Below are 26,489 nucleotides of genomic sequence, written 5' to 3'. Positions count from 1 at the left end.
GCGTGGCTCAGGTAAAGCGTATCCGTCGCAAGGTCGACGGCATCATCCTGCTCGACAAGCCCAAGGGCTTCAGTTCCAACGCCGCGCTGCAGAAGGTGCGCTGGCTGCTCAATGCCGAAAAGGCCGGGCATACCGGGAGCCTCGACCCGCTGGCCACCGGTGTGCTGCCATTGTGCTTTGGTGAGGCGACCAAGTTCTCCCAGTATCTGCTCGATGCCGACAAGGGCTACGAGACGCTCATGCAGCTGGGCGTCACCACCACCACGGCCGACGCCGAAGGTGAGGTGCTCGAACGCCGTGACGTCAATGTCACCGGCCAGGACATCGAGGCGCTGCTGCCGCGCTTTCGCGGTGATATCAGCCAGGTACCGCCGATGTACTCGGCCCTCAAGCGTGACGGTCAGCCGCTGTACAAGTTGGCGCGGGCCGGAGAAGTAGTGGAGCGCGAGGCGCGTTCTGTTACTATTGCGCGCCTGGAGTTGCTCAGTTGTACGGCCGACCAGGCGCGGCTGGCGGTAGATTGCAGCAAAGGCACCTATATCCGTACGCTGGTCGAGGATATTGGCCATCTTCTGGGTTGTGGCGCGCATGTCGCCGAGCTGCGTCGGGTCAAGGCCGGACCGTTCGGCCTGCTGCAGACCGTGACCCTGGAAGAGCTGGAGCAGGTGCACGCCGATGGTGGCAATGAAGCGGTCGATCGCTTCCTGCACCCGGTGGACAGTGGCCTCGAGCACTGGCCGTTGTTGAGTTTTTCGGAGCATAGCTCGTTCTATTGGCTGCAGGGGCAGCCCGTCCGTGCATCGGACGCGCCGAAGTTCGGCATGGTGCGAGTACAGGATCACAACGGTCGCTTCATCGGTATCGGTGAAGTGAGCGAAGACGGGCGCATTGCGCCGCGTCGTCTGATTCGGTCCGCGTGACCGTGGCAAGCCGCTCCGGCGGCTTGTAACGAGGGTGGCTGTCAATAGGCACGGTCATACCTCCTTTTAAAACACGGGAAGCGATTCCCGGCCTATTGAGATCGCCGTTCGCGACGATCTCCAGATGAGAGGATGCCCACATGGCACTCAGCGTTGAAGAAAAAGCTCAGATCGTTAACGACTACAAGCAAGCCGAAGGCGATACCGGTAGCCCGGAAGTTCAGGTTGCTCTGCTGTCCGCCAACATCAACAAGCTGCAAGGTCACTTCAAGGCCAACGGCAAGGACCACCACTCGCGTCGTGGCCTGATCCGTATGGTCAACCAGCGCCGCAAGCTGCTGGACTACCTGAAGAGTAAAGACACCAGCCGTTACAGCGCCCTGATCGGTCGCCTGGGTCTGCGTCGCTAAGCAATGCTTAGTCGTCGTTGACCGCAAAAGCTGGAAGTGGGCTCGCCCTGCTTCCAGCTTTTGCGTTTATGCTTCACCCGTTTTATGCCGTACCGAAGCCTTAAGTGGCTTCACCTCTGGACAGCGCCGGGCCGATTCCCGAAGCGATTGCCCACGAATTCGCAAGAACCGTTTCCCCCAAAGGCAACAAAGAGAAGGAAAACACCGTGAACCCGGTAATCAAGAAATTTCAATTCGGTCAGTCGACCGTCACCCTCGAGACTGGCCGTATCGCCCGTCAAGCCTCCGGCGCTGTGCTGGTCACCGTCGACAACGATGTCACCGTGCTGGTCGCCGTCACCGGTGCCAAGAGCGCCGACCCGAGCAAGGGCTTCTTCCCCCTCTCGGTCCACTACCAGGAAAAAACCTACGCTGCGGGCAAGATCCCTGGCGGCTTCTTCAAGCGTGAAGCGCGCCCGAGCGAGAAGGAAACCCTGACCTCGCGCCTGATCGATCGCCCGATCCGTCCGCTGTTCCCGGAAGGCTTCCAGAACGAAGTGCAGGTCATCTGCACCGTGGTCTCCACCAGCAAGAAGACCGATCCGGACATCGCTGCGATGATCGGTACCTCGGCTGCCCTGGCGATCTCCGGCATCCCGTTCAACGGCCCGATCGGCGCCGCACGTGTCGCCTTCCACCCGGAAACCGGCTACCTGCTGAACCCGACGTACGAGCAGCTCAAGGCGTCCAGCCTGGACATGGTCGTGGCCGGTACCAAGGACGCCGTGCTGATGGTCGAATCGGAAGCCAAAGAGCTGACCGAAGACCAGATGCTGGGCGCCGTGCTGTTCGCCCATGACGAATTCCAGGCCGTTATCCAGGCCGTTACCGAGCTGGCCGCCGAAGCCGCCAAGCCGACTTGGGACTGGCAGCCAAAAGCCGAGAACACCGCGCTGCTGTCGGCTATCCGCGCCGAGTTCGGTGAGGAGATTTCCCAGGCCTACACCATCACCATCAAGCAGGACCGCTACGCGCGTCTGGGCGAGCTGAAGGATCAGGTGGTTGCCAAGTTCTCCGGCGAAGAAGGCCAGCCGTCCGCGGCTGAAGTCAAAGACGCCTTCGGCGAGATCGAATACCGCACCGTGCGCGAGAACATCGTCAACGGCAAGCCGCGTATCGATGGCCGTGACACCCGTACCGTGCGTGGCCTGAACATCGAAGTCGGGGTGCTGGACAAGACTCACGGTTCGGCGCTGTTCACCCGTGGCGAAACCCAGGCGCTGGTAGTGGCCACCCTCGGTACCGCCCGTGACGCCCAGCTGCTCGACACCCTCGAAGGCGAGAAGAAAGACCCCTTCATGCTGCACTACAACTTCCCGCCGTACTCGGTGGGCGAGTGTGGTCGCATGGGCGCCACCGGCCGTCGTGAAATCGGTCATGGCCGTCTGGCCCGTCGTTCGGTGCAGGCCATGCTGCCGGCCGCTGACGTGTTCCCGTACACCATCCGTGTGGTATCGGAAATCACCGAATCCAACGGTTCGTCTTCGATGGCCTCCGTGTGCGGCGCTTCCCTGGCCCTGATGGATGCGGGCGTACCGATGAAGGCACCGGTTGCCGGTATCGCCATGGGTCTGGTCAAGGAAGGCGAGAAGTTCGCCGTGCTGACCGACATCCTCGGCGACGAAGACCACCTGGGCGACATGGACTTCAAGGTGGCCGGTACCGCCAATGGCGTCACCGCGCTGCAGATGGACATCAAGATCCAGGGCATCACCGAAGAAATCATGGAAATCGCCCTGGGCCAGGCCCTGGAAGCGCGCCTGAATATCCTCGGCCAGATGAATCAGGTCATTGCTCAATCGCGTAGCGAACTGTCGGAAAACGCACCGACCATGATCGCCATGAAGATCGACCAGGACAAGATTCGCGACGTCATCGGTAAAGGCGGCGCCACCATTCGCGCCATCTGCGAAGAGACCAAGGCGTCGATCGATATCGAAGACGACGGCTCGATCAAGATCTTCGGCGAAACCAAGGACGCTGCCGAGGCTGCCAAGCAGCGCGTGCTGGCGATCACCGCCGAGGCCGAGATCGGCAAGATCTACGTCGGCAAGGTTGAGCGCATCGTCGACTTCGGTGCCTTCGTCAACATCCTGCCGGGCAAGGACGGTCTGGTGCACATCTCCATGCTCAGCGATGCGCGCGTCGAGAAGGTCACCGACATCCTGAAAGAAGGCGAGGAAGTCGAAGTGCTGGTACTGGACGTCGACAACCGCGGTCGTATCAAGCTGTCCATCAAGGACGTTGCCGCTGCCAAGGCCTCGGGTGTCTGATCCGGGCTAAGGCCGCTGTTACAGAAAGCCAGTCAGGGTGACCTGACTGGCTTTTTTATTGCCCATCATTTTTGTCTGGCACGTTGGGTTAGAGTTGCGTCTTTTGCGGAGGGGCCCATGTCGTCACCTGTTCTGGTAGCGGCTCAATGCGCGGTGCAGGCTGGCGATCTCTCCGCCAACCTGGTCTTGCACCTGGCTTTCATGCGCCGTGCCGCCGAGCTGGGCGCGCGGCTGATCGTCTTTCCCGAGCTGTCGCTCAGTGGCTATGAGCCGGCTCTGGCCAGTGCACTGGCGCAGCATGCCGACAGTCCGTTGCTCGAGCCGTTGTGCGCTCAGGCCTTGGCAGCCGGAATGACGGCGGTTGTCGGTTTGCCGCTGCGGGTACCCGGGCACGACAAGCCGCAAATCGGGGCCTGCATTCTTCGCCCTGATGGCTCGCGTGCCATCTACACCAAGCAGTATCTGCATGCGGGTGAGGAAAGGTTTTTCAGCGTTGGCCAGGGTGGTGAGTTGCTAGTTGTCGAGGGTACGTCCGTGGCGTTATCGGTGTGTGCAGACTTCGCTCATGCCGAGCATCCCGCAGGGGCAGCAAAGCGTGGCGCCCAGGTGTATGCGGCCAGCGTGCTAATTGGCGAGGGCGGCTATCCCCACGACAGCTCGCTGTTGCAGGGCCATGCGCAGCATCACGGTTTGGCGGTATTGATGGCCAACCATGGCGGCCCTACGGGCGGTTGGGTTGCGGCAGGGCGCAGCGCGTTGTGGGATGAGCAGGGGCGTTGCATCGCCTCGACGGCGGCAGTGGGCAATCGTCTGCTGGTGGTTTCCAGGCAGCCGGATGGCTGGCTGGGAAGCGATATTGCGCTGTCTACCTAAGCGGCAGGTATAAAAAACGCCAGTCAGGGCAGGCCTGCTGGCGTTTTCCGTTACGGCGTCTAATGATCAGTCGGTGTACTGGAACAGCTTGACGATCTTCTGCACGCCGGATGTGCTCTGTACCACGTTGCTCGCGGCATTGGCTTCCTGGCGGCTGACCACGCCGAGCAGGTAGACGATACCGTTCTCGGTGATCACCTTGATGCGGCTGCCGGGCACGCCACTGTCGGCGAGCATCTGGGTCTTGATCTTGGTGGTCAGCAGCGAATCGTTGCTGCGTGCCAGGAGTGAGGTAGGCTGCTGGACCTGCAGTTCGTTATGCACCTTGCGCACACCTTGTACGGTGCGTGCGGCCTGCTCGGCAGTGCTCTTCAGTTCGGCGCGCGGCGTCTGCCCGGCGATCAGGATAACCCCGTTGTAGCTGGTCACCACAATGCGCGAGGTGGGGCTGGCGAGGTCGGCATGGGCACGGCTGATGGCGTTGGCTACGTCGGGGCCGACGAACTGGTCGTCGATCTTGTTGCCAATGCTGCGGCTGCCGCAACCACCCAGGATCAGGCTGAGGGCCAAGGCGGCGAAGATCAGTGGTGAACGGGTCATTCTTCACTCCCAAACAGTTGACTGTCGATAAGGTCGCACAAGCAGTGGATGGCCAACAAATGAACTTCCTGGATGCGTGCCGTGACCTTTGACGGCACGCGGATCTCGACGTCTTCGGGGAGCAGCAGCGAGGCCATGCCGCCACCGTCACGGCCGGTCAGGGCCACCACGGTCATTTCCCGGTCGTGGGCGGCCTGAATGGCCTGGATCACGTTGGCCGAGTTGCCGCTGGTGGAAATGGCCAGCAACACGTCGCCCGGTTGGCCGAGGGCGCGGATCTGCTTGGAGAAGACTTCGTTGTAGCTGTAGTCGTTGGCGATCGAGGTGATCGTCGAGCTGTCGGTGGTCAGGGCGATCGCCGGCAGGCTGGGGCGCTCGCGCTCGAAGCGGTTGAGCAGCTCCGAAGAGAAGTGCTGCGCGTCGCCCGCCGAGCCGCCGTTGCCGCAGGAGAGGATCTTGCCTTCACTGAGCAGTGCCTGGACCATTACCTGGCTGGCATGCTCGATAAAGGGCGGCAGTACTTCCATCGCGTGGTGCTTGGTTTCGATGCTGGCTTGGAACAGCTGGCGAATACGGGCTTGCATATCCATGTAGAGCTATGACCTTGACTGTAACGAGGCGTTGGCCTGTGGGCAGGTGGCGCCGTCGTTGGAAATGGCGGTGAATCAGGGTGTCGCAGCGAGCCTTTGTCTCAACTGTCGAATGCGTTTCTGATCCATTCCAGTGATGCGGATTTGCCATGGCCTACGGCTATGACATCGAAACGGCAGGGATGTTTGGCCCAGCGCTTCTCCTGTTGCAGAAATTGCATGGCCGTGGCGATCAGCTTGTCACGCTTGCGTCTGTCGACGCTTTCGACTGCGCCACCCCAGGCACTGTGCTTGCGGTAGCGCACTTCGGCGAATACTACTGTATCGCCATCTAGCATGACCAGATCGAGTTCGCCGCGTGGGCCGCGCCAGTTCTGGCAGATCAGCTGCAGGCCATGGCTCTGCAGGTGCGCCTGGGCAAGGGCCTCGGCCGCTCGCCCGCTAACGTGGCGTGGATCGTCACTCAATGCCGGTCTCAGGCAGGCGCTCAACCTGGCCATTGCTGAATTGCGCCCAGGGCAGGCGACGCTCGACACGCTGCGAGGCGTTCAGGCTCAGGTTGCCGGACAGGCCGTCGACACGGCTGTCGGGCAGGGTCTTGAGCTGATCGAGGCGCGGTGCCAGGCGGAAGGCGTCGACGCCCATGGCGTACAGGCGACCCAGGCTGCCGCCGGCCTGTGGCCACTGGCTGTTGACCTGCTGGCGCAGTGGGTCGTTGGCGTCCAGCAGCCAAGGGGTTTCGCAGAAACGGATGCCGTCCAGGTCGCGGTACTGGGCTGCGCTCATGCTGCCGCTGAACAGGTGCGAAGTGGCGTACACCGGCACGTCGCCGGCGTACTGGTAGGCCAGCGTCGGCTTGATCTGCTGCGCCTGCTGCGGGGTGGCGGCCAGGAAGATGAAGTCGACGTCCTGACGGCGCGAGGTGCCGCTGACCTGCAGCAGGCGGGCGACCTGGCTGGCCATGTCCACCGGCTGATCGATCTGCTCGGCGCCCAGGAAGGTGCCGCCGGCGGCCTGCCAGCTCTGGCGGAAGGCGTCCAGCACGCGGTTGCCCCAGTCGCCCTTGGGCACCAGGGCGACGGCGCTGCGCTTGCCATCGGCCCAGGCGCGACGTGCGACCTCGCGGGCTTCGTCCTCGGCGGCCAGGCCGAACTGGAACAGCTGGGCCGGGTTCTTGGCGCCCGGGTCGGCGTAGTTCAGCGCCAGGGTGGTGATCGGCAACTGCTCGCGATTGCCCAGTTGCGTCACCAGATTCTTCTCCAGCGGGCCGATCACCAGTTCTACACCGTCGGCCTGGGCCTGACGGTAGAAATCGTCCAGCGAGGTGAGGCGGGCGCTGTCGTACAGCTGAATCTGCGGCGGCTGCTCGCCGGCCTGCTGGGCCTGGTAATGGGCGGCCAGGAAGCCATCGCGCAGGGCGCGTGACACCGAGGCCAGCTGGCCTTCCTGGGGCAGCAGCAGGGCGATCTTCGCCAATGGCTTGCTCGACAGCGCGCGCAGGTCGGCGAGCGCCTTGGGCAGTTGCTGGGCGGCCGGATGGCTCGGGTGCTGGGCCAGCCAGCTGTCGATGGCGTCCTGCTGCTGCTTGAGCGTGCCGACGGTTTTCGCCACCTGGGCCAGCGACAGCCAGCCGGCCAGATCGGCGTCCTCGGTGCCTGGGGCGGGCTCTGCCGGCAGGCTGGTAACCAGGCTCCAGATATGCTCGTGGTTAGCCTGCGCCTGCTCGCCACTGAGCAGCGGAGCGATGAACACGCGCTCGCGGGCGGCGGCGAGGATCTGGCCGTCTTTCTCGAGAGCATTGGCGCGCGCCAGCTGGGTACGTGCCTGCTGCTCGACCGGCAGCTCGCCAAGGCGTTCGATGCTTGGGTGGGAGAGGGCCGTGAGGGCCGCCTTGGCATCATTACGTGCCAGGGCCAGCTCGGCCTTGAGGGTACTGGCGTAGATCTGCTGCGCCGGCTTGAGCAATTGCAGGTCGACCTGCTTGAGAATGCTCTCGGCACGCTGCGCGTTGCCCTGCTTGGCAGCCAGGTCGGCGGCCGACAGGCGCAGCAGCTGGGCGTCCTCGCTTTGGCTGGCGCCGGCCTTCTGGAGCATCTGCTCCACGCTGGCCTGGGGCGTGCGGGGCAGTTCGCCGAGGTTCGAGGAAGGCGAGCTGCTGCAGGCAACGAGCAGGCCGGCAAGGCAGAGTGCAGAGAGCGGACGCAGGCAGGCAATCATGTAAGCGATTCCGGTTCTTGAGCAAATTGAACGCGGGATTGTACCCAAGGCACCGCCTTGACGCGACGACGAAGGTGTTAACCGGTACGCAGAGGTCGCAGGCGCTCGGGTTGGCGGTGCGATTCCGCCCAGGCGCTTGCCTCGCGTTACAATGACCGTTTTACAGCTATTAAAGAGGCATTGCCGTGATCGCTAGTGAAGCACCCCGGTCCGCCACGGGCACCCTGTTCGTGGTGGCGACGCCCATTGGCAATCTCGACGATCTCAGTGCCCGGGCCCTGAAGGTGCTCGGCGCCGTCAGCCTGATCGCCGCCGAGGACACCCGGCACTCGGCGCGGCTGATGCAGCATTTCGGCATCGGCACGCCGCTGGCGGCCTGTCATGAGCATAACGAGCGTGACGAGGGCAATCGCTTCATCGAGCGTCTGTTGGCCGGCGATGACGTTGCGCTGATTTCCGATGCCGGCACGCCGCTGATTTCCGACCCCGGCTATCATCTGGTGCGCCAGGCCCGTGCGGCAGGCGTACGGGTGGTGCCGGTACCCGGTGCCTGTGCGTTGATCGCCGCCTTGTCGGCGGCGGGGCTGCCCTCGGATCGCTTCGTTTTCGAGGGGTTCCTGCCGGCCAAGACCGTTGGGCGGCGGGCGCGTCTCGAGCTGGTTCGCGAGGAACCGCGCACCTTGATCTTCTACGAGGCGCCGCATCGCATCCTCGAGTGCCTGCAGGACATGCGTGAGGTCTTTGGCGGTGAGCGCCAGGCGTTGCTGGCGCGCGAGCTGACCAAGACCTTCGAGACCTTGCAGGGCATGCCGCTCGACCAGTTGTGCGAATGGGTGGCAGGCGATGCCAATCAGCAGCGTGGAGAGTGCGTGGTGCTGGTCGCCGGCTGGCAGGCGCCCGTGGACGAAGCGGCGGTAAGTGTCGAGGCGCTGCGCGTGCTCGACCTGCTGCTCGCCGAAATGCCGCTCAAACGGGCGGCAGCGCTGGCCGCGCAGATCACCGGGGTGCGCAAGAACCTGCTTTACCAGGCCGCGTTGGAGCGCCAGCAGGACGTTTGAACTTGTTCTCGTCATGTCCCAGCGGTTACCCTAGGCGGCGGAGAGTCGATCGGACAGTCGCTGCCTTCCATCTGGGAGGGGGAGGAAAGTCCGGGCTCCATAGGGCAGAGTGCCAGGTAATGCCTGGGGGGCGTGAGCCTACGGAAAGTGCCACAGAAAATAACCGCCTAAGCGCTTCGGCGCCGGTAAGGGTGAAAAGGTGCGGTAAGAGCGCACCGCGCGGCTGGTAACAGTCCGTGGCTAGGCAAACCCCACTCGGAGCAAGACCAAATAGGGTTCCATTGGCGTGGCCCGCGCTGGAACCGGGTAGGTTGCTAAAGACGTGCAGTGATGTACGTCGTAGAGGAATGGCTGTCCTCGACAGAACCCGGCTTATAGATCGACTCTCCGCCTTCCTTCTGCTTTGCGCTACATCCCCTCATTTCTAATACCGAAAAAATCTTACTCTTAACAAACTACTTTAAGTTCGTTGGGTAGGTCTCGGTATGTGTTTGTTTTTTAGCCATCTTTCCCGCTTCAAGCGCTCGCTTTACCTCTCCTTTATTCGCTAAATCTCCGTTCTATAAGGAATTTTCCGTTCTGGCCCGCCTTGACGGTGGGGCATGCGCGTTCCTATAGTGTGCCCCGGTGGTGAAAAGTGGCATGAAGTGGGTTTTTTTGGATGCAGATGGCTGATTAAAGGGGAAACGCGATCGTGTTTCGCGGAGCTAACGCCATAAGTCTTGACGCCAAGGGGCGGCTCGCGATGCCTAGTCGGTATCGGGACGAGCTCGTTTCGCGTTCGGCCGGCCAGCTCATCGTCACCATTGATGCCATCGATCCCTGCCTTTGTGTCTACCCGCTGCCGGAGTGGGAAATCATCGAGAACAAGCTGCGCGAGCTGGCTTCCTTTCGGGAAGAGAACCGTCGCCTGCAACGTCTGCTGATTGGTAATGCCGTCGACCTCGAGCTGGACGGTAGTGGTCGTTTCCTGGTTCCACCGCGGTTGCGCGAATACGCCAAGCTGGACAAGCGCGCGATGTTGGTGGGGCAGCTAAACAAATTTCAATTGTGGGATGAGGATTCCTGGAATGCCGTGGCCGATGCCGATCTGGCCGCCATCAAGCAACCGGGTGCTCTTTCCGATGACCTTCGTGACCTGATTCTGTGAACATGACCGCTACCTACCGCCATATCACCGTGTTGCTTGAGGAGGCCGTTGCGGCGCTCTCATTGCGCGCCGATGGCTGCTATGTGGATGGCACGTTCGGGCGGGGCGGGCACAGCCGGTTGATCCTCGAGCGGATCGGGCCAGGCGGTCGCTTGCTGGGGTTCGACAAGGACCCTCTCGCAATCGCGACTGGAAATACGCTGGCGGCCGAAGACGGCCGCTTTGTCGTTGTGCAGCGCAGCTTTGCGGAACTCGGTGACGAACTCGCTGTCCGCGGCCTCGCTGGCAAGGTCAGCGGCATCCTGCTGGATCTGGGCGTGTCGTCGCCGCAGCTGGATGACGCCGAGCGCGGCTTCAGCTTTCTCAATGACGGCCCCCTGGACATGCGCATGGATCCCTCTCGTGGCGTCAGTGCCGCGCAGTTCATCGCCAGCGCCGATGAAGAGGAAATCGCCCGGGTATTCAAGGAATACGGTGAAGAGCGCTTCGCCAGACGCATGGCCCGTGCCGTGGTAGCGCGCCGCCAGGAGCAGCCTTTCGAGCGCACCGCCGACCTGGCGCAGGTGCTGACCGTGGCCAACCCCGCCTGGGAAAAGGGCAAGAACCCGGCGACCCGCGCCTTCCAGGGCCTGCGCATTCATGTGAACAACGAGCTGGGCGACCTTGAGCGTGGTCTCGACGCCGCGCTGGAAAACCTGGAAGTGGGCGGCCGTCTGGTGGTGATCAGCTTCCACTCCCTGGAAGACCGCATCGTCAAGCAGTTCATGCGCAAGCATGCCAAGGGCGAGATGGACAAGCTGCCCCGTGACCTGCCGATCATCCCGAAAGCCTTCGAGCCGCGCCTGAAGCTGATCGGTAAACCGCAGTTCGCCAGCGAAGCCGAACTCAAGGCCAACCCACGCTCGCGCAGCGCGGTCATGCGTGTCGCGGAGAAACTGCGATGAGCGGCCAGGGCATCAAGCGCTTTCCCAAGGGCAGCCTGCTGATGCTGGTGCTGTTTGTCGGCGTGCTCGGCTCCGCGCTGGCGGTGTCCTACAGCGCGCACTGGAATCGCCAGTTGCTCAACAGCCTGTATGGCGAACTCAGTGTGCGTGACAAGGCGCAGGCCGAATGGGGCCGGCTGATCCTCGAGCAAAGCACCTGGACGGCCCACAACCGTATCGAGACCCTGGCCAGCGAACAGCTGAAGATGCGCATCCCTGACGCCGCCGAAGTGCGCATGGTGGCGCCATGATGAAGCTCGAGGGGGCTCTGTACCCATGGCGCTTCCGCCTGGTCATGCTGCTGCTGGCGCTGATGGTCGCGGCCATTGCGGCGCGCATCTTCGAACTGCACGTATTCGACCATGACTTCCTCAAGGCCCATGGCGACGCACGCAGCGTGCGGCATATCCCGATCCCGGCGCACCGCGGCCTGATCACCGACCGTAACGGCGAGCCGCTGGCGGTCAGCACCCCGGTTACCACCCTGTGGGCCAACGGCAAGGAGCTGCAAGCTGGCAAGGCGCAGTGGCCGGTGCTGGCGGCTGCCCTCGGCCAGGAGCCCAACGCCTTCGCCCAGCGCCTGCAGGCCAACGCCGAACGCGAATTCATGTACCTGGTGCGTGGCCTGACCCCCGAGCAGGGCCAGCGGGTGCTCGATCTCAAGGTGCCGGGCGTTTACTCCATCGAGGAGTTTCGTCGTTTCTACCCGGCTGGCGAAGTGACCGCCCATATGGTCGGCTTCACCGACATTGATGACCGTGGCCGTGAGGGCGTCGAGCTGGCGTTCGAGGACTGGCTGGCCGGCGTCCCAGGCAAGCGTCAGGTGCTCAAGGACCGTCGCGGTCGTCTGATCCGTGATGTGCAGGTGACCCAGAACGCCAAGGCCGGCAAGGCGCTGGCGCTGTCCATCGACCTGCGCCTGCAGTACCTGGCGCACCGCGAACTGCGCAACGCGCTGGTCGAGTTCGGCGCCAAGGCCGGCAGCCTGGTGATGCTCGACGTGAAGACCGGCGAGATCCTCGCCATGGTCAACCAGCCGACCTACAACCCGAACAACCGTCGCAACCTGCAGCCGGCGGCCATGCGTAACCGCGCCATGATCGACGTGTTCGAGCCGGGCTCGACCATGAAGCCGTTCTCCATGAGCGCCGCCCTGGAAACCGGGCGCTGGAAGCCCACCGACAAGGTCGACGTGCAGGGCGGTACGCTGCAGATCGGCCGTTACACCATCAAGGACGTATCCCGTGCGCCGGATGGCGTGCTCGACCTGACCGGCATTCTGATCAAGTCCAGTAACGTGGGCATGAGCAAGGTCGCCTTCGATATTGGCGGCGCAGCTATTTATGACGTGATGCAGCAGGTCGGCCTGGGCCAGGACACCGGCCTGAGCTTCCCGGGCGAGCGCGTCGGTAACCTGCCCAACCACCGTGAGTGGCGCAAGGCGGAAACGGCGACCCTTTCCTATGGTTATGGCCTGTCGGTGACCGCCGTGCAGCTGGCCCATGCCTATGCCGTACTGGGCAACAGCGGGCGCAGCGTGCCGATGTCGCTGACCCGCACCGACCGCGTGCGCGACAGCGTGCAGGTGATCCCCGAAGACGTTGCCCATACCCTCCAGGGCATGCTGCAGCAGGTCATCGAAGCGCCGGGCGGGGTGTTCCGTGCCCAGGTGCCGGGTTATCACGTGGCCGGCAAGAGCGGCACCGCGCGCAAGACCGCATCCGGTACCAAGGGCTACCAGGCCAACGCCTACCGGTCGCTGTTCGCCGGCTTCGCACCGGCGAGCAATCCGCGCATCGCCATGGCCGTGGTCATCGACGAGCCGAGCAAGAGTGGTTACTACGGCGGCCTGGTGTCGGCCCCGGTATTCAGTCGTGTCATGGCTGGCGGCCTGCGCCTGATGAACATCACCCCGGACAACCTGCCGCAGACCACGGCGGCGCAAGTCGATGCGCCGGCAGCGGCCACCCACAATGGAGGGCGCGGCTGATGCCCATGCCATTGAATCAACTGTTGCCCCAGGCCAGCAGCGGCGTGCTGATCCGCGAGCTGACCCTCGATAGCCGCCAGGTACGCCCTGGCGATCTGTTCCTGGCCGTGCCCGGCACTCGCCAGGACGGTCGCGTGCATATTGCCGACGCGATTTCCCGTGGCGCCGCCGCGGTTGCCTATGAAGTCGATGGCGCGCTACCGATGACCGCCGAGAGTGCCGAACTGGTCGCCATCAAAGGCCTGGCCGGGCAATTGTCGGCCATTGCCGGTCGCTTCTATGGCGAGCCGAGCCGTGGTCTGCACATGGTCGGCATCACCGGCACCAACGGCAAGACCAGCGTCAGCCAGCTGCTGGCCCAGGCTCTGGACCTGCTCGGCGAGCCTTGCGGTATCGTCGGCACCCTCGGCAACGGTTTCTATGGCGCCCTGGCCCAGAGCCTGCACACCACGCCGGATCCGATCGGCGTGCAGGCGACCCTGGCCGGTCTGAAGAAGAGCGGCGCACGAGCCATCGCCATGGAAGTCTCGTCCCATGGCCTGCATCAGGGCCGGGTGGCGGCATTGGATTTCGACGTGGCGGTGTTCACCAACCTGTCCCGCGATCACCTCGACTATCACGGCTCGATGGACGCCTACCAGGCCGCCAAGGCGGCGCTGTTCGCCTGGCCGAGCCTGCGTGCCCGGGTCATCAACCTGGATGACGCCACGGGCCGCCAGTTGGCCGCCCAGGAGCGCGACTCGCGCCTGATCGGCTACAGCCTGGAGGATCAGAGCGCCTACCTGTTCTGCCGGGATATTCACTTCGATGATCAGGGCGTGCGAGCCACCCTGGTCACCCCCCGTGGCGAAGGCAACCTGCGCAGCTCGTTGCTGGGGCGCTTCAACCTCAGCAACCTGCTGGCCGTGGTAGGTGCCCTGGTGGCCATGGATTACCCGCTGGACGAAATTCTCAAGGCGCTGCCGCGCCTGCAAGGGCCGATTGGCCGCATGCAGCGTCTCGGCGGGCAACAGGCGCCGCTGGTGGTGGTCGACTACGCCCATACCCCGGACGCACTGGAGCAGGTACTGGGTGCGCTGCGCCCCCACGTCACGGGTCGTCTGCTGTGCCTGTTTGGCTGCGGTGGCGACCGTGATCGCGGCAAACGGCCGCTGATGGCCGAAGTGGTCGAGCGCCTTGCCGACGCTGCGCTGGTCACCGATGACAACCCGCGTAGCGAGTCGCCCGAGCAGATCTTCGAGGATATTCGCGCCGGTTTCGGCAACGTCGGGCAGGTGCGCTTCATGCACGGCCGCGGTGATGCCATCGCCCAGCTGATCGGCGAGGCCCAGGTGGGCGACGTGGTGGTGCTGGCCGGCAAGGGCCATGAGGATTACCAGGAAATCGACGGCGTGCGCCAGCCGTTCTCCGATCTGCAGGAAGCCGGTCGTGCACTGGCAGCATGGGAGGCGGCACATGCTTAAGGCATTGCGGTTGAGTGAAGTGGCTGGTGCCCTGAACGGCCGCGTGATCGGTGAAGACTGCGCCTTCGCGGCGGTCAGCACCGACAGCCGCAGCATTGTGCCGGGCCAGCTGTTCGTCGCCCTCAGCGGTCCGCGCTTCGATGGTCACGATTACCTGGCCCAGGTCGCGGCCAAGGGCGCCGTCGCCGCGCTGGTGGCGCGTGAAGTCGCGGACGTCGACCTGCCGCAGCTGGTTGTGGCCGATACCACCCTGGCCCTCGGCCAGCTGGGCGCGCTCAACCGCCAGGCCTACGGTGGCCTGCTGGCAGCGGTGACCGGCTCCAGCGGCAAGACCACCGTCAAGGAAATGCTTGCGGCCATCCTGCGCGCCTCTTGCGTTGAAGATGGCGGCGCCGTGCTGGCGACCCGAGGCAACCTGAACAACCAGCTGGGCGTCCCCTTGACCCTGCTGGAACTGGGCCCGGAGCATACCGGCGCAGTCATCGAACTGGGCGCCTCGGGTATCGGCGAGATCGCCTACACCGTCGGCCTGACCAGGCCGCAAGTGGCCATTATCACCAACGCGGGCAGTGCCCATGTTGGCGAGTTCGGCGGTCCCGAGAACATCGTGCTGGCCAAGGGCGAAATCCTCGAAGGCCTGGGCGAAACCGGTGTTGCCGTGCTCAACCGCGATGACGTGGCGTTCGAGCGCTGGGTCAAGCGTGCCGCCGGCCGTCGGGTACTGAGCTTCGCCCTGCGTGACGCCCGCGCCGACTTCCATGCCAGCGAGCTGAGCCGCGACCCGCGTGGCTGCCCGGCATTCACGCTGTTCTGCCACGAGGGCCAGGCCCGCGTGCAGCTGAATCTGCTCGGTGAGCACAACGTGGCCAACGCACTGGCCGCCGCCGCCGCGGCTCACGCCCTGGCGGTGCCGCTGGTGGCCATCAAGAACGGTCTGGAAAGCCTGCTGCCGGTCAAGGGCCGTGCCGTGGCGCAACTGGCGCGCAACGGCGCCCGGGTGATCGACGACACCTATAACGCCAACCCCGCTTCGATCTGTGCAGCCATCGACATCCTCGCCGGCTTCTCCGGCCGCAAGGTGCTGGTGCTCGGCGATATCGGTGAGCTGGGCGCCTGGTCCGAGCAGGGCCATCGCGAAGTCGGCGAGTACGCGATCGGCAAGGCCGACGTGCTCTATGCGGTTGGCCCCCAGATGAAACATGCCGTGCAGGCCTTTGGCGCCAATGGCCGGCATTTCGCCGACCAGGCCGCGCTGATCGATGCGGTACGCGCCGAGCCCGGCGACAGCACCATTCTAATTAAAGGTTCACGCAGCGCCGCGATGGAAAACGTCGTCGTCGCATTGTGTGACGACAGTGGGGAGAGTCACTAAATGCTGCTGCTGCTGGCAGAGTATCTGCAACAGTTCCACAAGGGCTTCGCGGTCTTTCAGTACCTGACCCTGCGCGGGATTCTCGGCGTGCTGACGGCGCTCGCGCTGGCGCTGTTCCTGGGCCCCTGGATGATCCGTACCCTGCAGATCCGCCAGATCGGCCAGGCAGTGCGTAACGATGGTCCGCAATCGCACCTGTCGAAGAAGGGCACGCCGACCATGGGTGGCGCGTTGATTCTCTCGGCCATCGCCGTCAGTACCCTGCTGTGGGCCGACCTGAGCAACCGCTACGTATGGGTGGTGCTGATCGTCACCCTGCTGTTCGGCGCCATTGGCTGGGTCGATGACTACCGCAAGGTGATCGAGAAGAACTCGCGCGGCCTGCCGAGCCGCTGGAAGTATTTCTGGCAGTCGGTATTCGGAATCGGCGCGGCCACCTTCCTTTATATGACCGCCCAGACGCCGGTCGAAACCACCCTGATCGTGCCGCTGCTCAAGGATGTGAGCATTCCGCTGGGCATCGGCTTCGTGGTGCTGACCTATTTCGTCATCGTCGGCTCCAGCAACGCGGTGAACCTCACCGACGGCCTCGACGGCCTGGCGATCCTGCCCACCGTGATGGTCGGTGGCGCCCTGGGCATCTTCTGCTACCTGTCGGGCAACGTGAATTTCTCCGAGTACCTGCTGATTCCCTACGTCCCGGGGGCTGGCGAGCTGATCGTGTTCTGCGGCGCGCTGATCGGCGCCGGCCTGGGCTTCCTTTGGTTCAACACCTACCCGGCGCAGGTGTTCATGGGCGACGTCGGCGCGCTGGCGCTGGGCGCCGCACTGGGCACCATCGCCGTGATCGTGCGCCAGGAAATCGTGCTGTTCATCATGGGCGGCGTGTTCGTCATGGAAACCCTGTCGGTGATCATCCAGGTCGCCAGCTTCAAGCTGACCGGCAAGCGGGTGTTCCGCATGGCACCGATTCACCACCATTTCGAGTTGAAGGGTTGGCCCGAGCCACGGGTCATCGTTCGTTTCTGGATCATCACCGTCATTCTGGTGTTGATCGGCCTCGCTACTTTGAAACTGCGTTGAGGACAGCATGAGCCTGATCGCTTCCGACCAATTCCGCATCGTTGTCGGCCTCGGCAAGAGCGGCATGTCCCTGGTGCGCTACCTAGCGCGCCAGGGCGTGCGCTTCGCCGTGGTCGATACCCGTGCCAATCCGCCGGAGCTCAGCACCTTGCGTGAACTGTTCCCGCAGGTCGAAGTGCGTTGTGGCGAGCTGGACGTGGACTTCCTCGCCCGGGCCAGCGAGCTGCTGATCAGTCCCGGCTTGGCCGTGGCCACCCCGGCCCTGCAGGAAGCGGCCAAGCGTGGCGCCAAATTGTCCGGCGATATCGATCTGTTCGCTCGCGAAGCGAAGGCGCCGATCGTGGCCATCACCGGCTCCAACGCCAAGAGCACCGTGACCACCCTGGTCGGCGAGATGGCGGCAGCCGCCGGTCGCAAGGTTGCCGTGGGCGGCAACCTTGGCACGCCGGCGCTGGACCTGCTGGCCGATGACGTCGAGCTGTACGTGATCGAGCTGTCCAGCTTCCAGTTGGAAACCACCGAACTGCTCAACGCCGAAGTGGCCACCTGCCTGAACGTCAGCGAAGACCACATGGATCGCTATGCAGATCTGCCGGCCTATCACCTGGCCAAACACCGCATCTTCCGAGGCGCGCGGCAGGTGGTGGTGAACCGTGACGATCCGCTGTCGCGGCCGATGATCGCCGACCAGGTGCCATGCTGGAGCTTTGGTCTCGGCAAGCCGGACTTCAAGCGTTTCGGCCTGCTCGAGGAAAATGGCGAGAAATACCTGGCCTATCAGTTCGAGGCGCTGCTGCCGGTGCGCGAGCTGAAGGTGCGGGGCGCGCACAATCAGTCCAACGCCCTGGCGGCGCTGGCGCTCGGTCACGCCGTGGGCCTGCCGATGGCAGCCATGCTCGATACCCTCAAGGCCTTCACCGGCTTGGCGCATCGCTGCCAGTGGGTCGGCGAGCGCGGCGGGGTGAGCTATTACGATGATTCCAAAGCCACCAACGTCGGGGCTGCCCTGGCGGCCATCGAAGGCCTTGGCGCCGACATCACCGGCAAGCTGGTGTTGATCGCCGGTGGCGACGGCAAGGGCGCCGACTTCTCCAGCCTGCGCCAGCCGGTCGCGGCCCATTGCCGCGCGGTGGTGCTGCTTGGCCGTGATGCCGACAAACTGGCCGCGGTATTCGATGGCGCCGTGGATATTGTCCGCGTCGACAGCCTGCAGGCCGCAGTGCAGCAGGCTGCCGCCGTTGCCCAGAGCGGCGACGCGGTGCTGCTGTCGCCGGCCTGCGCGAGCCTTGACATGTTCAAGAACTTCGAAGAACGCGGGCGCCTGTTCGCCCAGGCCGTGGAGGCGCTCGTCTGATGCTGTCCTTCCTGCGCCCTTATCCGTCCCCGTTGTTCAGTCGTCGCGGCCTGGACATGGATTTCCCGATGCTCGCCGGTTGCCTGGCGCTGCTCGGCCTCGGCCTGGTGATGATTTCCTCGGCCTCCACCGAGGTGGCGGCGGTTAACACCGGCAGCCCGCTGTACTACATGATTCGCCACCTGGTGTACCTGGCCATCGGCCTGGGCGCCGCTGGCGTGGTGCTGATGATTCCGCTGGCCACCTGGCAGCGCCACAGCTGGTTGCTGCTGCTGGTGGCCGTCGCCCTGCTGGTATTGGTGCTGCTGCCCGGCATTGGCCGTGAGGTCAACGGTGCCAAGCGCTGGATCGGTTTCGGTGCCTTCAACATCCAGCCTTCGGAGATCGCCAAGGTTTTCGTGGTGCTGTATCTGGCCGGCTATCTGGTGCGTCGCCAGGAAGAAGTGCGCGAGAGCTGGGCGGGCTTCTTCAAGCCTTTCGTGGTGCTGCTGCCGATGGCCTTCCTGCTGCTGCTCGAGCCCGACTTCGGCGCTACGGTGGTAATGATGGGCGCGGCCATGGCCATGCTGTTTCTCGGCGGCGTTGGCCTGTTCCGTTTCCTGCTGATGGTCGCCCTGGCGGTTGGTGCGGTGTTCGTCCTGGTGCAGAGCCAGGAGTATCGCCTGCAGCGTCTGATCACCTTTACCGACCCCTGGGCCGATCAGTACGGCTCCGGCTACCAGTTGACCCAGGCGTTGATCGCCTTTGGTCGCGGCGAGTGGCTGGGCGTAGGCCTGGGCAACAGTATCCAGAAGCAGTTCTACCTGCCCGAAGCGCACACCGACTTCGTGTTCTCGGTACTGGCTGAAGAGCTGGGCCTGGTCGGCGCGCTGGCCACCGTTGGCCTGTTCGTGTTCGTCAGTGTTCGCGCCCTGTATATCGGCCTGTGGGCAGAAAAGGCCAAGCAGTTCTTCTCCGCCTACGTGGCCTTCGGCCTGGGCTTCCTGTGGATCGGCCAGTTCCTGATCAATATCGGTGTGAACATCGGCCTGCTGCCCACCAAGGGCCTGACCCTGCCGTTCCTCAGTTACGGCGGCAGCTCCCTGGTGATCTGCTGCGTCAGCCTGGCGCTGTTGTTGCGCATCGAGTGGGAAACGCGCAATGGCCTGGGCAATGAGGACATCGAGTTCGATGAGGCCGACTTCCCCGAGCCCGAACGGGAGGTGCAGCATGGCCGGTAACGTACTGATCATGGCTGGCGGCACCGGTGGCCATGTGTTCCCGGCATTGGCCTGTGCGCGCGAGTTCCAGGCGCGCGGCTACCGTGTGCACTGGCTGGGCACGCCGCGCGGCATCGAGAACGAACTGGTGCCGGCTGCCGGTCTGCCGTTGCACCTGATCAACGTCACTGGCCTGCGCGGCAAGAGCAAGCTGTCGCTGCTCAAGGCGCCGCTGCAGTTGATCAAAGCGCTGTTCCAGGCGCGCAAGGTGGTGCGCGAGCTGCAGCCGCTCTGCGTGCTCGGCATGGGCGGCTACGTGACCGGCCCCGGCGGCCTGGCGGCCAAGCTGGCCGGCGTGCCGCTGATCATTCACGAGCAGAATGCCGTGGCCGGTACCGCCAATCGCAGCCTGGTGGCATTCGCCAGCCGGGTCTGCGAGGCTTTCCCCGACACCTTCGCCGCGTCCGACAAGCGTCGTACCACCGGCAACCCGGTGCGCGAGGAGCTGTTCCTGGAAACGCCCCGCGATGCGCTGACCGGTCGTCGGCCACGCCTGCTGATTCTCGGTGGCAGCCTGGGGGCCGAGCCGTTGAACAAATTGCTGCCGGAGGCGCTGGCGCAGGTATCTGCCGAGCTGCGCCCGGAAGTCTTTCATCAGGCGGGCAAGCAGCACGCCACGGTGACCGGCGAACGTTACAGCGCTGTGGGCGTCGAAGCGCAAGTCGCCCCGTTCATCAGCGACATGGCCCGCGCCTACGCCTGGGCCGACCTGGTGGTCTGCCGCTCCGGCGCGCTGACCGTCAGTGAACTGGCTGCCGCCGGCCTGCCGGCTTTCCTGGTGCCGTTGCCCCACGCGATCGACGACCACCAGACGCGCAACGCCAGCTATCTCGCGAAAGACGGCGCCGCCGTCCTTCTGCCACAACGCTCCACTGACGCTGCCGATCTGGCAGCGCAGCTGACCGAGGTCTTGATGCACCCCGAACGACTCAAACAAATGGCCAGCACTGCACGTCGCCTGGCCAAGCCCGATGCCACCCGTACCGTCGTCGATGTCTGCCTGGAGGTGGCCCGTGGCTAAGTCTCCTGCAGCGGTCAAGGCCGAAGTGCGGCGCATGCGTCGTATCCGCCGTATTCATTTCGTCGGTATCGGCGGCGCCGGCATGTGCGGCATCGCCGAAGTGCTGCTCAACCTGGGTTACGAGGTATCCGGCTCCGACCTGAAAACTTCGCCGGTGACCGAGCGCCTGGAAAACTTCGGCGCGCGGATATTTATCGGCCACCGCGCCGAGAACGCCGAAAGCGCCGATGTGCTGGTGGTTTCCAGCGCCATCAATACCTCCAACCCGGAAGTGGCGACCGCACTCGAACTGCGTATCCCGGTGGTACCCCGTGCCGAAATGCTCGCCGAGCTGATGCGCTACCGCCACGGCATCGCCGTGGCCGGCACCCACGGCAAGACCACCACCACCAGCCTGCTGGCCTCGGTGTTCGCTGCCGGTGGCCTGGATCCGACCTTCGTGATCGGCGGTCGCCTGAACGCCGCGGGCACCAATGCCCAGCTGGGTTCGAGCCGCTACCTGATCGCCGAAGCGGACGAGAGCGACGCCAGCTTCCTGCACCTGCAGCCCATGGTGTCGGTGGTGACCAACATCGACATGGACCACATGAGCACCTATGAAGGCGACTTCAATAAACTGAAGAAGACCTTCATCGAGTTCCTCCACAACCTGCCGTTCTATGGGCTGGCGGTGCTCTGCGTGGACGATCCGGTGGTGCGCGAGATCCTTTCCCAGGTCGGCCGCCCGACGGTCACCTATGGCTTCAGCGAAGACGCCGACGTGCGCGCCATCAACGTGCGCCAGCAGGGCATGCAGACCTTTTTCACCGTACTGCGCCCGGACTGCGAGCCGCTCGACGTGTCGGTGAACATGCCGGGCAACCACAATGTGCTCAATGCCCTGGCGACCATCTGCATCGCCAGCGACGAAGGCATCAGTGACGAGGCCATCGTCCAGGGGCTGTCGCAGTTCCAGGGCGTCGGTCGGCGCTTCCAGGTCTACGGTCAGCTGCCGGTCGACGGCGGTGAAGTGATGCTGGTCGACGACTATGGCCATCACCCGCGTGAAGTCGCGGCGGTGATCAAGGCCGTGCGTGGCGGCTGGCCGGAGCGTCGTCTGGTGATGGTCTATCAGCCGCATCGTTACAGCCGTACCCGTGATCTGTACGACGATTTCGTCCAGGTACTGGCCGATGCCAACGTGTTGCTGCTGATGGAGGTCTATCCGGCCGGCGAAGAGCCGATTCCCGGTGCCGACAGCCGTCAGCTGTGCCACAGCATTCGCCAGCGTGGTCAGCTGGATCCCATCTATATCGAACGCGGCGCCGACCTGGCGCCGCTGATCAAGCCGCTGCTGCGCGCTGGCGACATCCTGCTGTGCCAGGGCGCCGGTGACATTGGCGGCGTAGCCCCACAACTGCTGCAGAGCCCGCTGTTCAGCGCGCAAGGTCAAGGGAAATGAGTGCCGAAAGCCTGAAATCTCAACTGCCGGTCTCGGCGTTCGGTCGTGTGGCCGTGCTGTTCGGTGGCAAGAGCGCTGAGCGCGAGGTATCGCTCAAGTCCGGCAATGCCGTGCTGAGCGCGCTGCAGAGCGCTGGCGTGGACGCCTTTGGTATCGATGTGGGCGATGACTTCCTTGCGCGCCTTACGGGCGAGAAGATCGACCGCGCCTTTATCGTTCTCCACGGTCGTGGTGGCGAAGACGGCAGCATGCAGGGTCTGCTCGAATGCGCCGGTATTCCCTACACCGGCAGCGGCATCCTCGCTTCGGCCCTGGCCATGGACAAGCTGCGCACCAAGCAGGTGTGGCAGAGCCTGGGTCTGTCGACGCCGCGCCACGCCGTACTGGCCAGCGCCGACGACTGCCGCCGCGCCGCTGACGAGCTGGGCTTCCCGCTGATCGTCAAGCCGGCCCATGAAGGCTCGAGCATCGGCATGGCCAAGGTTGGCGATGTGAATGCGCTGGTCGCCGCCTGGCAAGACGCCGCCTGCTATGACAGCCAGGTGCTGGTCGAGCAGTGGATCCATGGCCCGGAGTTCACCATCGCCATGCTGCGCGGTGAAGTGCTGCCACCGATCGCCCTGGGCACCTCGCACAGCTTCTACGACTACGATGCCAAGTACCTGGCCAATGACACCCAGTACCGCGTGCCCTGTGGCCTGTCGGCCGAGAAAGAGGCCGAACTGAAAACCTTGACCGCCCGCGCTTGCGAAGCCGTGGGCACCCAGGGCTGGGCGCGCGCCGACGTGATGCAGGACGAGCAGGGTCGCTTCTGGCTGCTGGAGGTGAACACCGTTCCGGGCATGACCGACCACAGCCTGGTGCCGATGGCGGCGCAGGCGGCCGGTCTGGATTTCCAACAGCTGGTGTTGGCGATTCTCGCTGACAGCGTCGAGGCTCGGGGGTAAGCATGGGCGCCGTCCTTCGTCATCAGCCCGGTTCAGGCACGCCGCTGCGCGGCAAGGCCGTGCCGCGTGGCGCCAGCCGCCTGGTGGCCAAGGAGCCGATCAGCGTGCGTTTGCCGCGGCCGAATTTCAGCCTGTTCAAGCGCCTGACCTGGCCGGTGCTGCTGCTGGTGCTGGGCTTCGGTGCCTACGAACTGGCGCTGCGTCTGCTGCCCTATGCCGACCGGCCGATCGCCAAGATCAGCGTGGAGGGCGACCTGAGCTACATCAGCCAGCAATCGGTGCAGCAACGCATTGAACCTTTTGTCAGTGCGAGCTTCTTCAGTGTCGACCTTGTCGGTATGCGTCACGAACTGGAGCAGATGCCATGGATCGCCCACGCCGAAGTTCGCCGCGTGTGGCCCGATCAGGTGATGGTCCGGCTCGAGGAGCAACTGCCGATCGCCCGCTGGGGCAACGAAGCGCTGCTCAACAACCAGGGCCAGGCGTTCGCGCCCAAGGAGCTGGCCCATTACGAGAATTTGCCGCAGCTCGACGGCCCGAAGCGGGCCCAGCAACAAGTGATGCAGCAGTATCAGGTGCTGAGCCAGATGCTGCGCCCCATGGGCTTCACCGTGGCACGCCTGGAACTGCGTGAGCGTGGTAGCTGGTTCCTGTCCACCGGGCAGGGGATCGAAGTGCTGCTGGGGCGCGACCATCTGGTGGAAAAAATACGTCGTTTCGGCGCCATCTACAGCAAGGCGCTGAAGGACCAGAAAGACAATATCGCGCGGGTCGATCTGCGTTACGCCAACGGCCTGGCCGTTGCGTGGCGCGAGCCGCCGGCACCCGTGGCGGTCGATACCGCTGCGGTGCAATGAATCAGGAGAGAAGGCAAGAGTCATGGCAAACGTGCAGAGCGGCAAGATGATCGTCGGTCTCGACATCGGTACCTCCAAGGTGGTGGCGCTGGTGGGCGAAGTGACGGCCGATGGCCAACTGGAAATCGTCGGCATCGGCACCCACCCATCACGCGGCCTGAAGAAGGGCGTGGTGGTCAATATCGAGTCCACGGTGGCGTCGATCCAGCGTGCGGTCGAGGAAGCCCAGCTGATGGCCGGCTGCCGTATCCATTCGGCGTTCGTCGGCGTGGCCGGCAACCACATCCGCAGCCTCAACAGCCACGGCATCGTCGCGATCCGCGATCGCGAAGTCAGCGGCGCCGACCTGGAGCGCGTGCTCGATGCCGCCCAGGCCGTCGCCATTCCGGCTGACCAGCGTGTGCTGCACACCCTGCCGCAGGATTACGTGATCGATAACCAGGAAGGCGTTCGCGAGCCCCTGGGCATGTCCGGGGTACGCCTGGAGGCCAAGGTGCACGTGGTGACCTGCGCGGTGAACGCGGCGCAGAACATCGAGAAGTGCGTGCGCCGATGCGGCCTGGAAGTCGACGACATCATCCTCGAGCAACTGGCGTCGGCCTATGCGGTGCTCACCGACGACGAGAAAGAGCTGGGCGTGTGCCTGGTCGATATCGGCGGCGGCACCACCGACATCTGCATCTTCACCGAAGGTGCGATTCGCCACACCGCGGTGATTCCGATCGCCGGCGACCAGGTCACCAACGACATCGCCATGGCGCTGCGTACCCCGACCCAGTACGCCGAAGAGATCAAGATCCGTTACGCCTGCGCCCTGGCCAAGCTGGCCGGTGCTGGCGAAACCATCAAGGTGCCGAGCGTCGGTGATCGCCCGCCGCGCGACCTGTCGCGTCAGTCCCTGGCCGAGGTGGTCGAGCCGCGTTACGACGAACTGTTCACCCTGATCCAGGCCGAACTGCGCCGTAGCGGCTACGAAGATTTGATCCCGGCGGGCATCGTGCTCACCGGTGGCACGGCAAAGATGGAAGGCGCGGTCGAACTGGCCGAGGAAATCTTCCACATGCCGGTACGCCTCGGTGTGCCCCATAGCGTCAAGGGGCTCAGCGATGTGGTACGCAACCCGATTTACTCGACGGGCGTTGGCCTGTTGATGTATGGCCTGCGCAAGCAGTCCGACGACATCCCGATGCCCGGTAATGGCGGCTACGGTGATGAAACCAAGGCACCCGTTCTGGAACGGCTCAAACGCTGGATTCAGGGCAATTTCTAATGTGAGTGACGCGGCACGGGCGTGTGCAGCGTTGCTGGCAGTAGGCGTTAAAAACTAGAAAATACAGGAGAGAGACCATGTTTGAACTCGTAGACAACCTTCCGCAGAGCGCGGTCATCAAGGTTATCGGTGTCGGTGGCGGCGGCGGTAACGCGGTCAACCACATGGCCAAGAGCAACATCGAAGGCGTCGAATTCATCTGCGCCAACACCGATGCTCAGGCCCTCAAGAACATCGGCGCCCGTACCGTGCTGCAACTGGGTACCGGCGTCACCAAGGGTCTTGGCGCTGGCGCCAACCCGGAAGTCGGCCGTCAGGCCGCCATCGAAGACCGTGAGCGCATCGCCGAAGTGCTGCAGGGCTGCGACATGGTGTTCATCACCACCGGCATGGGCGGTGGTACCGGTACCGGTGCTGCGCCGGTAATCGCCGAAGTGGCCAAGGAGCTGGGCATCCTCACCGTCGCGGTGGTGACCCGTCCGTTCCCGTTCGAAGGCCGCAAGCGCATGCAGATCGCCGACGAAGGCATCCGCGCGCTGCAGGAAAGCGTCGACTCGCTGATCACCATCCCCAACGAGAAGCTGCTGACCATCCTCGGTAAGGACGCCAGCCTGCTGTCCGCCTTCTCCAAGGCTGACGACGTGCTCAGCGGTGCCGTGCGTGGCATCTCCGACATCATCAAGCGTCCGGGCATGATCAACGTCGACTTCGCCGACGTGAAAACCGTGATGAGCGAAATGGGCATGGCGATGATGGGCACTGGCTGCGCCAGCGGTCCGAACCGTGCACGTGAAGCCACCGAAGCGGCGATCCGCAACCCGCTGCTCGAAGACGTCAACCTGCAGGGTGCTCGCGGCATCCTGGTGAACATCACCGCCGGCCCGGATCTGTCCCTGGGTGAGTACTCCGACGTGGGTAACATCATTGAACAATTCGCCTCCGAGCACGCCACCGTCAAGGTCGGCACCGTGATCGATCCGGACATGCGCGACGAACTGCACGTGACCGTGGTTGCCACCGGTCTGGGTGCGCGCATGGAGAAGCCGGTCAAGGTCGTCGACAATACCGTTCAGGTTGCCGCTGCCCAGTCCGTAGCCCCTGTGGCTGCTCCGGCGCGCGCCGAGCAGAACGTCAACTACAAGGACTACGAACGTCCTACCGTACAGCGTCAGAGCCACGGCGGCGCGGCTACCGCGGCGAAAATGAATCCGCAGGATGACCTGGATTACCTGGACATTCCGGCCTTCCTGCGTCGTCAGGCGGATTAATGAAATCTATCAGGAGTATAAAGGTGATTGGTGTTCAGCAAAGGTCGGTTC

24 protein-coding genes and 1 other RNA gene are annotated in these 26,489 nt (G+C 64.1%); 21 read left to right on the top strand and 4 right to left on the bottom strand.

The genetic code is table 11. The annotated features are described in order from the left end of the window. The first annotated feature begins 2 nt into the window (after positions 1-2). From truB to BM154_RS05245, 4 genes are all read left to right on the top strand, one after another. Positions 3-920, top strand: coding sequence for a tRNA pseudouridine(55) synthase TruB (gene truB, locus BM154_RS05260; protein WP_074881308.1), 918 nt, complete (start codon positions 3-5; stop codon positions 918-920). 140 nt (positions 921-1,060) lie between these two features. After that, entirely contained in the window at positions 1,061-1,330 is a 270-nt protein-coding gene (gene rpsO / locus BM154_RS05255; RefSeq protein ID WP_074881307.1) for a 30S ribosomal protein S15, read from the top strand. Positions 1,331-1,536: 206 nt separating this feature from the next. Then, positions 1,537-3,642, top strand: coding sequence for a polyribonucleotide nucleotidyltransferase (gene pnp / locus BM154_RS05250; RefSeq protein ID WP_074881306.1), 2,106 nt, complete (start codon positions 1,537-1,539; stop codon positions 3,640-3,642). A 117-nt stretch (positions 3,643-3,759) separates the two neighbouring features. Further along, positions 3,760-4,515: a carbon-nitrogen hydrolase family protein gene (locus BM154_RS05245; RefSeq protein WP_074881305.1), complete on the top strand. Its 756-nt coding sequence runs from the start codon at positions 3,760-3,762 to the stop codon at positions 4,513-4,515. A 66-nt stretch (positions 4,516-4,581) separates the two neighbouring features. Here the strand turns inward: BM154_RS05245 and BM154_RS05240 are convergent, their stop codons facing one another. The 4 genes from BM154_RS05240 to BM154_RS05225 all read right to left on the bottom strand — a co-directional run bounded on the left by BM154_RS05240 (position 4,582) and on the right by BM154_RS05225 (position 7,922). Next, positions 4,582-5,115 carry a BON domain-containing protein gene (locus tag BM154_RS05240; RefSeq protein WP_074881304.1) on the bottom strand — a complete coding sequence of 178 codons (534 nt, stop codon included), beginning with the start codon at positions 5,113-5,115 and terminating at the stop codon, positions 4,582-4,584. Further along, positions 5,112-5,705, bottom strand: a complete 594-nt coding sequence (locus BM154_RS05235) for a phosphoheptose isomerase (protein WP_013792664.1) — start codon at positions 5,703-5,705, stop codon at positions 5,112-5,114. The genes BM154_RS05240 and BM154_RS05235 overlap by 4 nt, the downstream gene beginning before the upstream one ends. Positions 5,706-5,806: 101 nt before the next feature. After that, the gene (locus BM154_RS05230; RefSeq protein ID WP_074882389.1) at positions 5,807-6,205 is read right to left on the bottom strand and encodes a YraN family protein; all 399 of its coding nucleotides are present in this window, start codon (positions 6,203-6,205) and stop codon (positions 5,807-5,809) included. After that, positions 6,165-7,922, bottom strand: coding sequence for a penicillin-binding protein activator (locus BM154_RS05225; protein WP_074881303.1), 1,758 nt, complete (start codon positions 7,920-7,922; stop codon positions 6,165-6,167). The genes BM154_RS05230 and BM154_RS05225 overlap by 41 nt, the downstream gene beginning before the upstream one ends. A 185-nt stretch (positions 7,923-8,107) precedes the next feature. Between BM154_RS05225 and rsmI the strand changes: the two genes are divergently transcribed. From rsmI to ftsZ, 17 genes are all read left to right on the top strand, one after another. Beyond that, positions 8,108-8,980 (top strand): 16S rRNA (cytidine(1402)-2'-O)-methyltransferase, encoded by an 873-nt coding sequence (rsmI, locus tag BM154_RS05220; RefSeq protein ID WP_074881302.1) that lies wholly within the window; start codon positions 8,108-8,110, stop codon positions 8,978-8,980. 41 nt (positions 8,981-9,021) lie between these two features. Continuing rightward, positions 9,022-9,371: RNase P RNA component class A (gene rnpB / locus BM154_RS05215), an RNA gene on the top strand. Positions 9,372-9,674: 303 nt separating this feature from the next. Beyond that, the gene (gene mraZ, locus BM154_RS05210) at positions 9,675-10,130 is read left to right on the top strand and encodes a division/cell wall cluster transcriptional repressor MraZ (protein ID WP_013792660.1); all 456 of its coding nucleotides are present in this window, start codon (positions 9,675-9,677) and stop codon (positions 10,128-10,130) included. Between the two features lie 2 nt (positions 10,131-10,132). Beyond that, positions 10,133-11,074, top strand: coding sequence for a 16S rRNA (cytosine(1402)-N(4))-methyltransferase RsmH (gene rsmH, locus BM154_RS05205; protein WP_139225386.1), 942 nt, complete (start codon positions 10,133-10,135; stop codon positions 11,072-11,074). Continuing rightward, the gene (ftsL, locus tag BM154_RS05200; RefSeq protein ID WP_074881300.1) at positions 11,071-11,364 is read left to right on the top strand and encodes a cell division protein FtsL; all 294 of its coding nucleotides are present in this window, start codon (positions 11,071-11,073) and stop codon (positions 11,362-11,364) included. The genes rsmH and ftsL overlap by 4 nt, the downstream gene beginning before the upstream one ends. Then, entirely contained in the window at positions 11,361-13,103 is a 1,743-nt protein-coding gene (locus BM154_RS05195; protein WP_074881299.1) for a peptidoglycan D,D-transpeptidase FtsI family protein, read from the top strand. The genes ftsL and BM154_RS05195 overlap by 4 nt, the downstream gene beginning before the upstream one ends. Next, positions 13,103-14,566, top strand: coding sequence for a UDP-N-acetylmuramoyl-L-alanyl-D-glutamate--2,6-diaminopimelate ligase (locus tag BM154_RS05190; protein WP_074881298.1), 1,464 nt, complete (start codon positions 13,103-13,105; stop codon positions 14,564-14,566). The genes BM154_RS05195 and BM154_RS05190 overlap by 1 nt, the downstream gene beginning before the upstream one ends. Beyond that, positions 14,559-15,938 carry a UDP-N-acetylmuramoyl-tripeptide--D-alanyl-D-alanine ligase gene (locus tag BM154_RS05185; RefSeq protein ID WP_074881297.1) on the top strand — a complete coding sequence of 460 codons (1,380 nt, stop codon included), beginning with the start codon at positions 14,559-14,561 and terminating at the stop codon, positions 15,936-15,938. The genes BM154_RS05190 and BM154_RS05185 overlap by 8 nt, the downstream gene beginning before the upstream one ends. After that, positions 15,939-17,021 carry a phospho-N-acetylmuramoyl-pentapeptide-transferase gene (gene mraY, locus BM154_RS05180; protein ID WP_074881296.1) on the top strand — a complete coding sequence of 361 codons (1,083 nt, stop codon included), beginning with the start codon at positions 15,939-15,941 and terminating at the stop codon, positions 17,019-17,021. Between the two features lie 7 nt (positions 17,022-17,028). Beyond that, a complete protein-coding gene (gene murD / locus BM154_RS05175) occupies positions 17,029-18,375 on the top strand; it encodes a UDP-N-acetylmuramoyl-L-alanine--D-glutamate ligase (protein ID WP_074881295.1) in 1,347 nt (448 codons plus the stop codon). Beyond that, positions 18,372-19,595 (top strand): putative lipid II flippase FtsW, encoded by a 1,224-nt coding sequence (gene ftsW, locus BM154_RS05170; RefSeq protein ID WP_425272827.1) that lies wholly within the window; start codon positions 18,372-18,374, stop codon positions 19,593-19,595. Before murD ends, ftsW begins: the two co-directional genes overlap by 4 nt. Beyond that, positions 19,585-20,655: an undecaprenyldiphospho-muramoylpentapeptide beta-N-acetylglucosaminyltransferase gene (murG, locus tag BM154_RS05165; protein ID WP_074881293.1), complete on the top strand. Its 1,071-nt coding sequence runs from the start codon at positions 19,585-19,587 to the stop codon at positions 20,653-20,655. Before ftsW ends, murG begins: the two co-directional genes overlap by 11 nt. Beyond that, positions 20,648-22,096, top strand: coding sequence for a UDP-N-acetylmuramate--L-alanine ligase (gene murC, locus BM154_RS05160; RefSeq protein WP_074881292.1), 1,449 nt, complete (start codon positions 20,648-20,650; stop codon positions 22,094-22,096). Before murG ends, murC begins: the two co-directional genes overlap by 8 nt. After that, complete coding sequence (locus BM154_RS05155) at positions 22,093-23,043, top strand: D-alanine--D-alanine ligase (protein WP_074881291.1); 951 nt, start codon at positions 22,093-22,095, stop codon at positions 23,041-23,043. The genes murC and BM154_RS05155 overlap by 4 nt, the downstream gene beginning before the upstream one ends. A 2-nt stretch (positions 23,044-23,045) precedes the next feature. Beyond that, positions 23,046-23,900, top strand: a complete 855-nt coding sequence (locus tag BM154_RS05150) for a cell division protein FtsQ/DivIB (protein WP_074881290.1) — start codon at positions 23,046-23,048, stop codon at positions 23,898-23,900. Between the two features lie 22 nt (positions 23,901-23,922). After that, positions 23,923-25,170, top strand: coding sequence for a cell division protein FtsA (gene ftsA / locus BM154_RS05145; RefSeq protein WP_074881289.1), 1,248 nt, complete (start codon positions 23,923-23,925; stop codon positions 25,168-25,170). Between the two features lie 77 nt (positions 25,171-25,247). Next, positions 25,248-26,438, top strand: coding sequence for a cell division protein FtsZ (gene ftsZ / locus BM154_RS05140; protein WP_074881288.1), 1,191 nt, complete (start codon positions 25,248-25,250; stop codon positions 26,436-26,438). The last annotated feature ends 51 nt before the right edge of the window (positions 26,439-26,489 follow it).

Origin of the sequence: Phytopseudomonas argentinensis, from assembly GCF_900113905.1 — a bacterium.
In the GTDB taxonomy this organism is placed as follows: domain Bacteria; phylum Pseudomonadota; class Gammaproteobacteria; order Pseudomonadales; family Pseudomonadaceae; genus Aquipseudomonas; species Aquipseudomonas argentinensis.
The sequence above is the reverse complement of the archived record's forward strand: the minus strand, read 5'-3'. Positions and strand labels throughout refer to the sequence as shown.

Excerpts from the sequence above, each read along its gene's own strand:
- rpsO (WP_074881307.1), top strand. The coding sequence starts at position 1,061 with ATGGCACTCAGCGTTGAAGAAAAAGCTCAGATCGTTAACGACTACAAG.
- BM154_RS05245 (WP_074881305.1), top strand. The coding sequence starts at position 3,760 with ATGTCGTCACCTGTTCTGGTAGCGGCTCAATGCGCGGTGCAGGCTGGC.
- BM154_RS05150 (WP_074881290.1), top strand. The coding sequence starts at position 23,046 with ATGGGCGCCGTCCTTCGTCATCAGCCCGGTTCAGGCACGCCGCTGCGC.
- BM154_RS05240 (WP_074881304.1), bottom strand. The coding sequence starts at position 5,115 with ATGACCCGTTCACCACTGATCTTCGCCGCCTTGGCCCTCAGCCTGATC.
- ftsA (WP_074881289.1), top strand. The coding sequence starts at position 23,923 with ATGGCAAACGTGCAGAGCGGCAAGATGATCGTCGGTCTCGACATCGGT.
- rsmH (WP_139225386.1), top strand. The coding sequence starts at position 10,133 with ATGACCGCTACCTACCGCCATATCACCGTGTTGCTTGAGGAGGCCGTT.
- BM154_RS05185 (WP_074881297.1), top strand. The coding sequence starts at position 14,559 with ATGCTTAAGGCATTGCGGTTGAGTGAAGTGGCTGGTGCCCTGAACGGC.
- BM154_RS05155 (WP_074881291.1), top strand. The coding sequence starts at position 22,093 with ATGAGTGCCGAAAGCCTGAAATCTCAACTGCCGGTCTCGGCGTTCGGT.
- BM154_RS05195 (WP_074881299.1), top strand. The coding sequence starts at position 11,361 with ATGATGAAGCTCGAGGGGGCTCTGTACCCATGGCGCTTCCGCCTGGTC.
- murG (WP_074881293.1), top strand. The coding sequence starts at position 19,585 with ATGGCCGGTAACGTACTGATCATGGCTGGCGGCACCGGTGGCCATGTG.
- ftsL (WP_074881300.1), top strand. The coding sequence starts at position 11,071 with ATGAGCGGCCAGGGCATCAAGCGCTTTCCCAAGGGCAGCCTGCTGATG.
- BM154_RS05230 (WP_074882389.1), bottom strand. The coding sequence starts at position 6,205 with ATGGCCAGGTTGAGCGCCTGCCTGAGACCGGCATTGAGTGACGATCCA.
- BM154_RS05190 (WP_074881298.1), top strand. The coding sequence starts at position 13,103 with ATGCCCATGCCATTGAATCAACTGTTGCCCCAGGCCAGCAGCGGCGTG.
- mraY (WP_074881296.1), top strand. The coding sequence starts at position 15,939 with ATGCTGCTGCTGCTGGCAGAGTATCTGCAACAGTTCCACAAGGGCTTC.
- murD (WP_074881295.1), top strand. The coding sequence starts at position 17,029 with ATGAGCCTGATCGCTTCCGACCAATTCCGCATCGTTGTCGGCCTCGGC.
- BM154_RS05225 (WP_074881303.1), bottom strand. The coding sequence starts at position 7,922 with ATGATTGCCTGCCTGCGTCCGCTCTCTGCACTCTGCCTTGCCGGCCTG.
- ftsZ (WP_074881288.1), top strand. The coding sequence starts at position 25,248 with ATGTTTGAACTCGTAGACAACCTTCCGCAGAGCGCGGTCATCAAGGTT.
- BM154_RS05235 (WP_013792664.1), bottom strand. The coding sequence starts at position 5,705 with ATGGATATGCAAGCCCGTATTCGCCAGCTGTTCCAAGCCAGCATCGAA.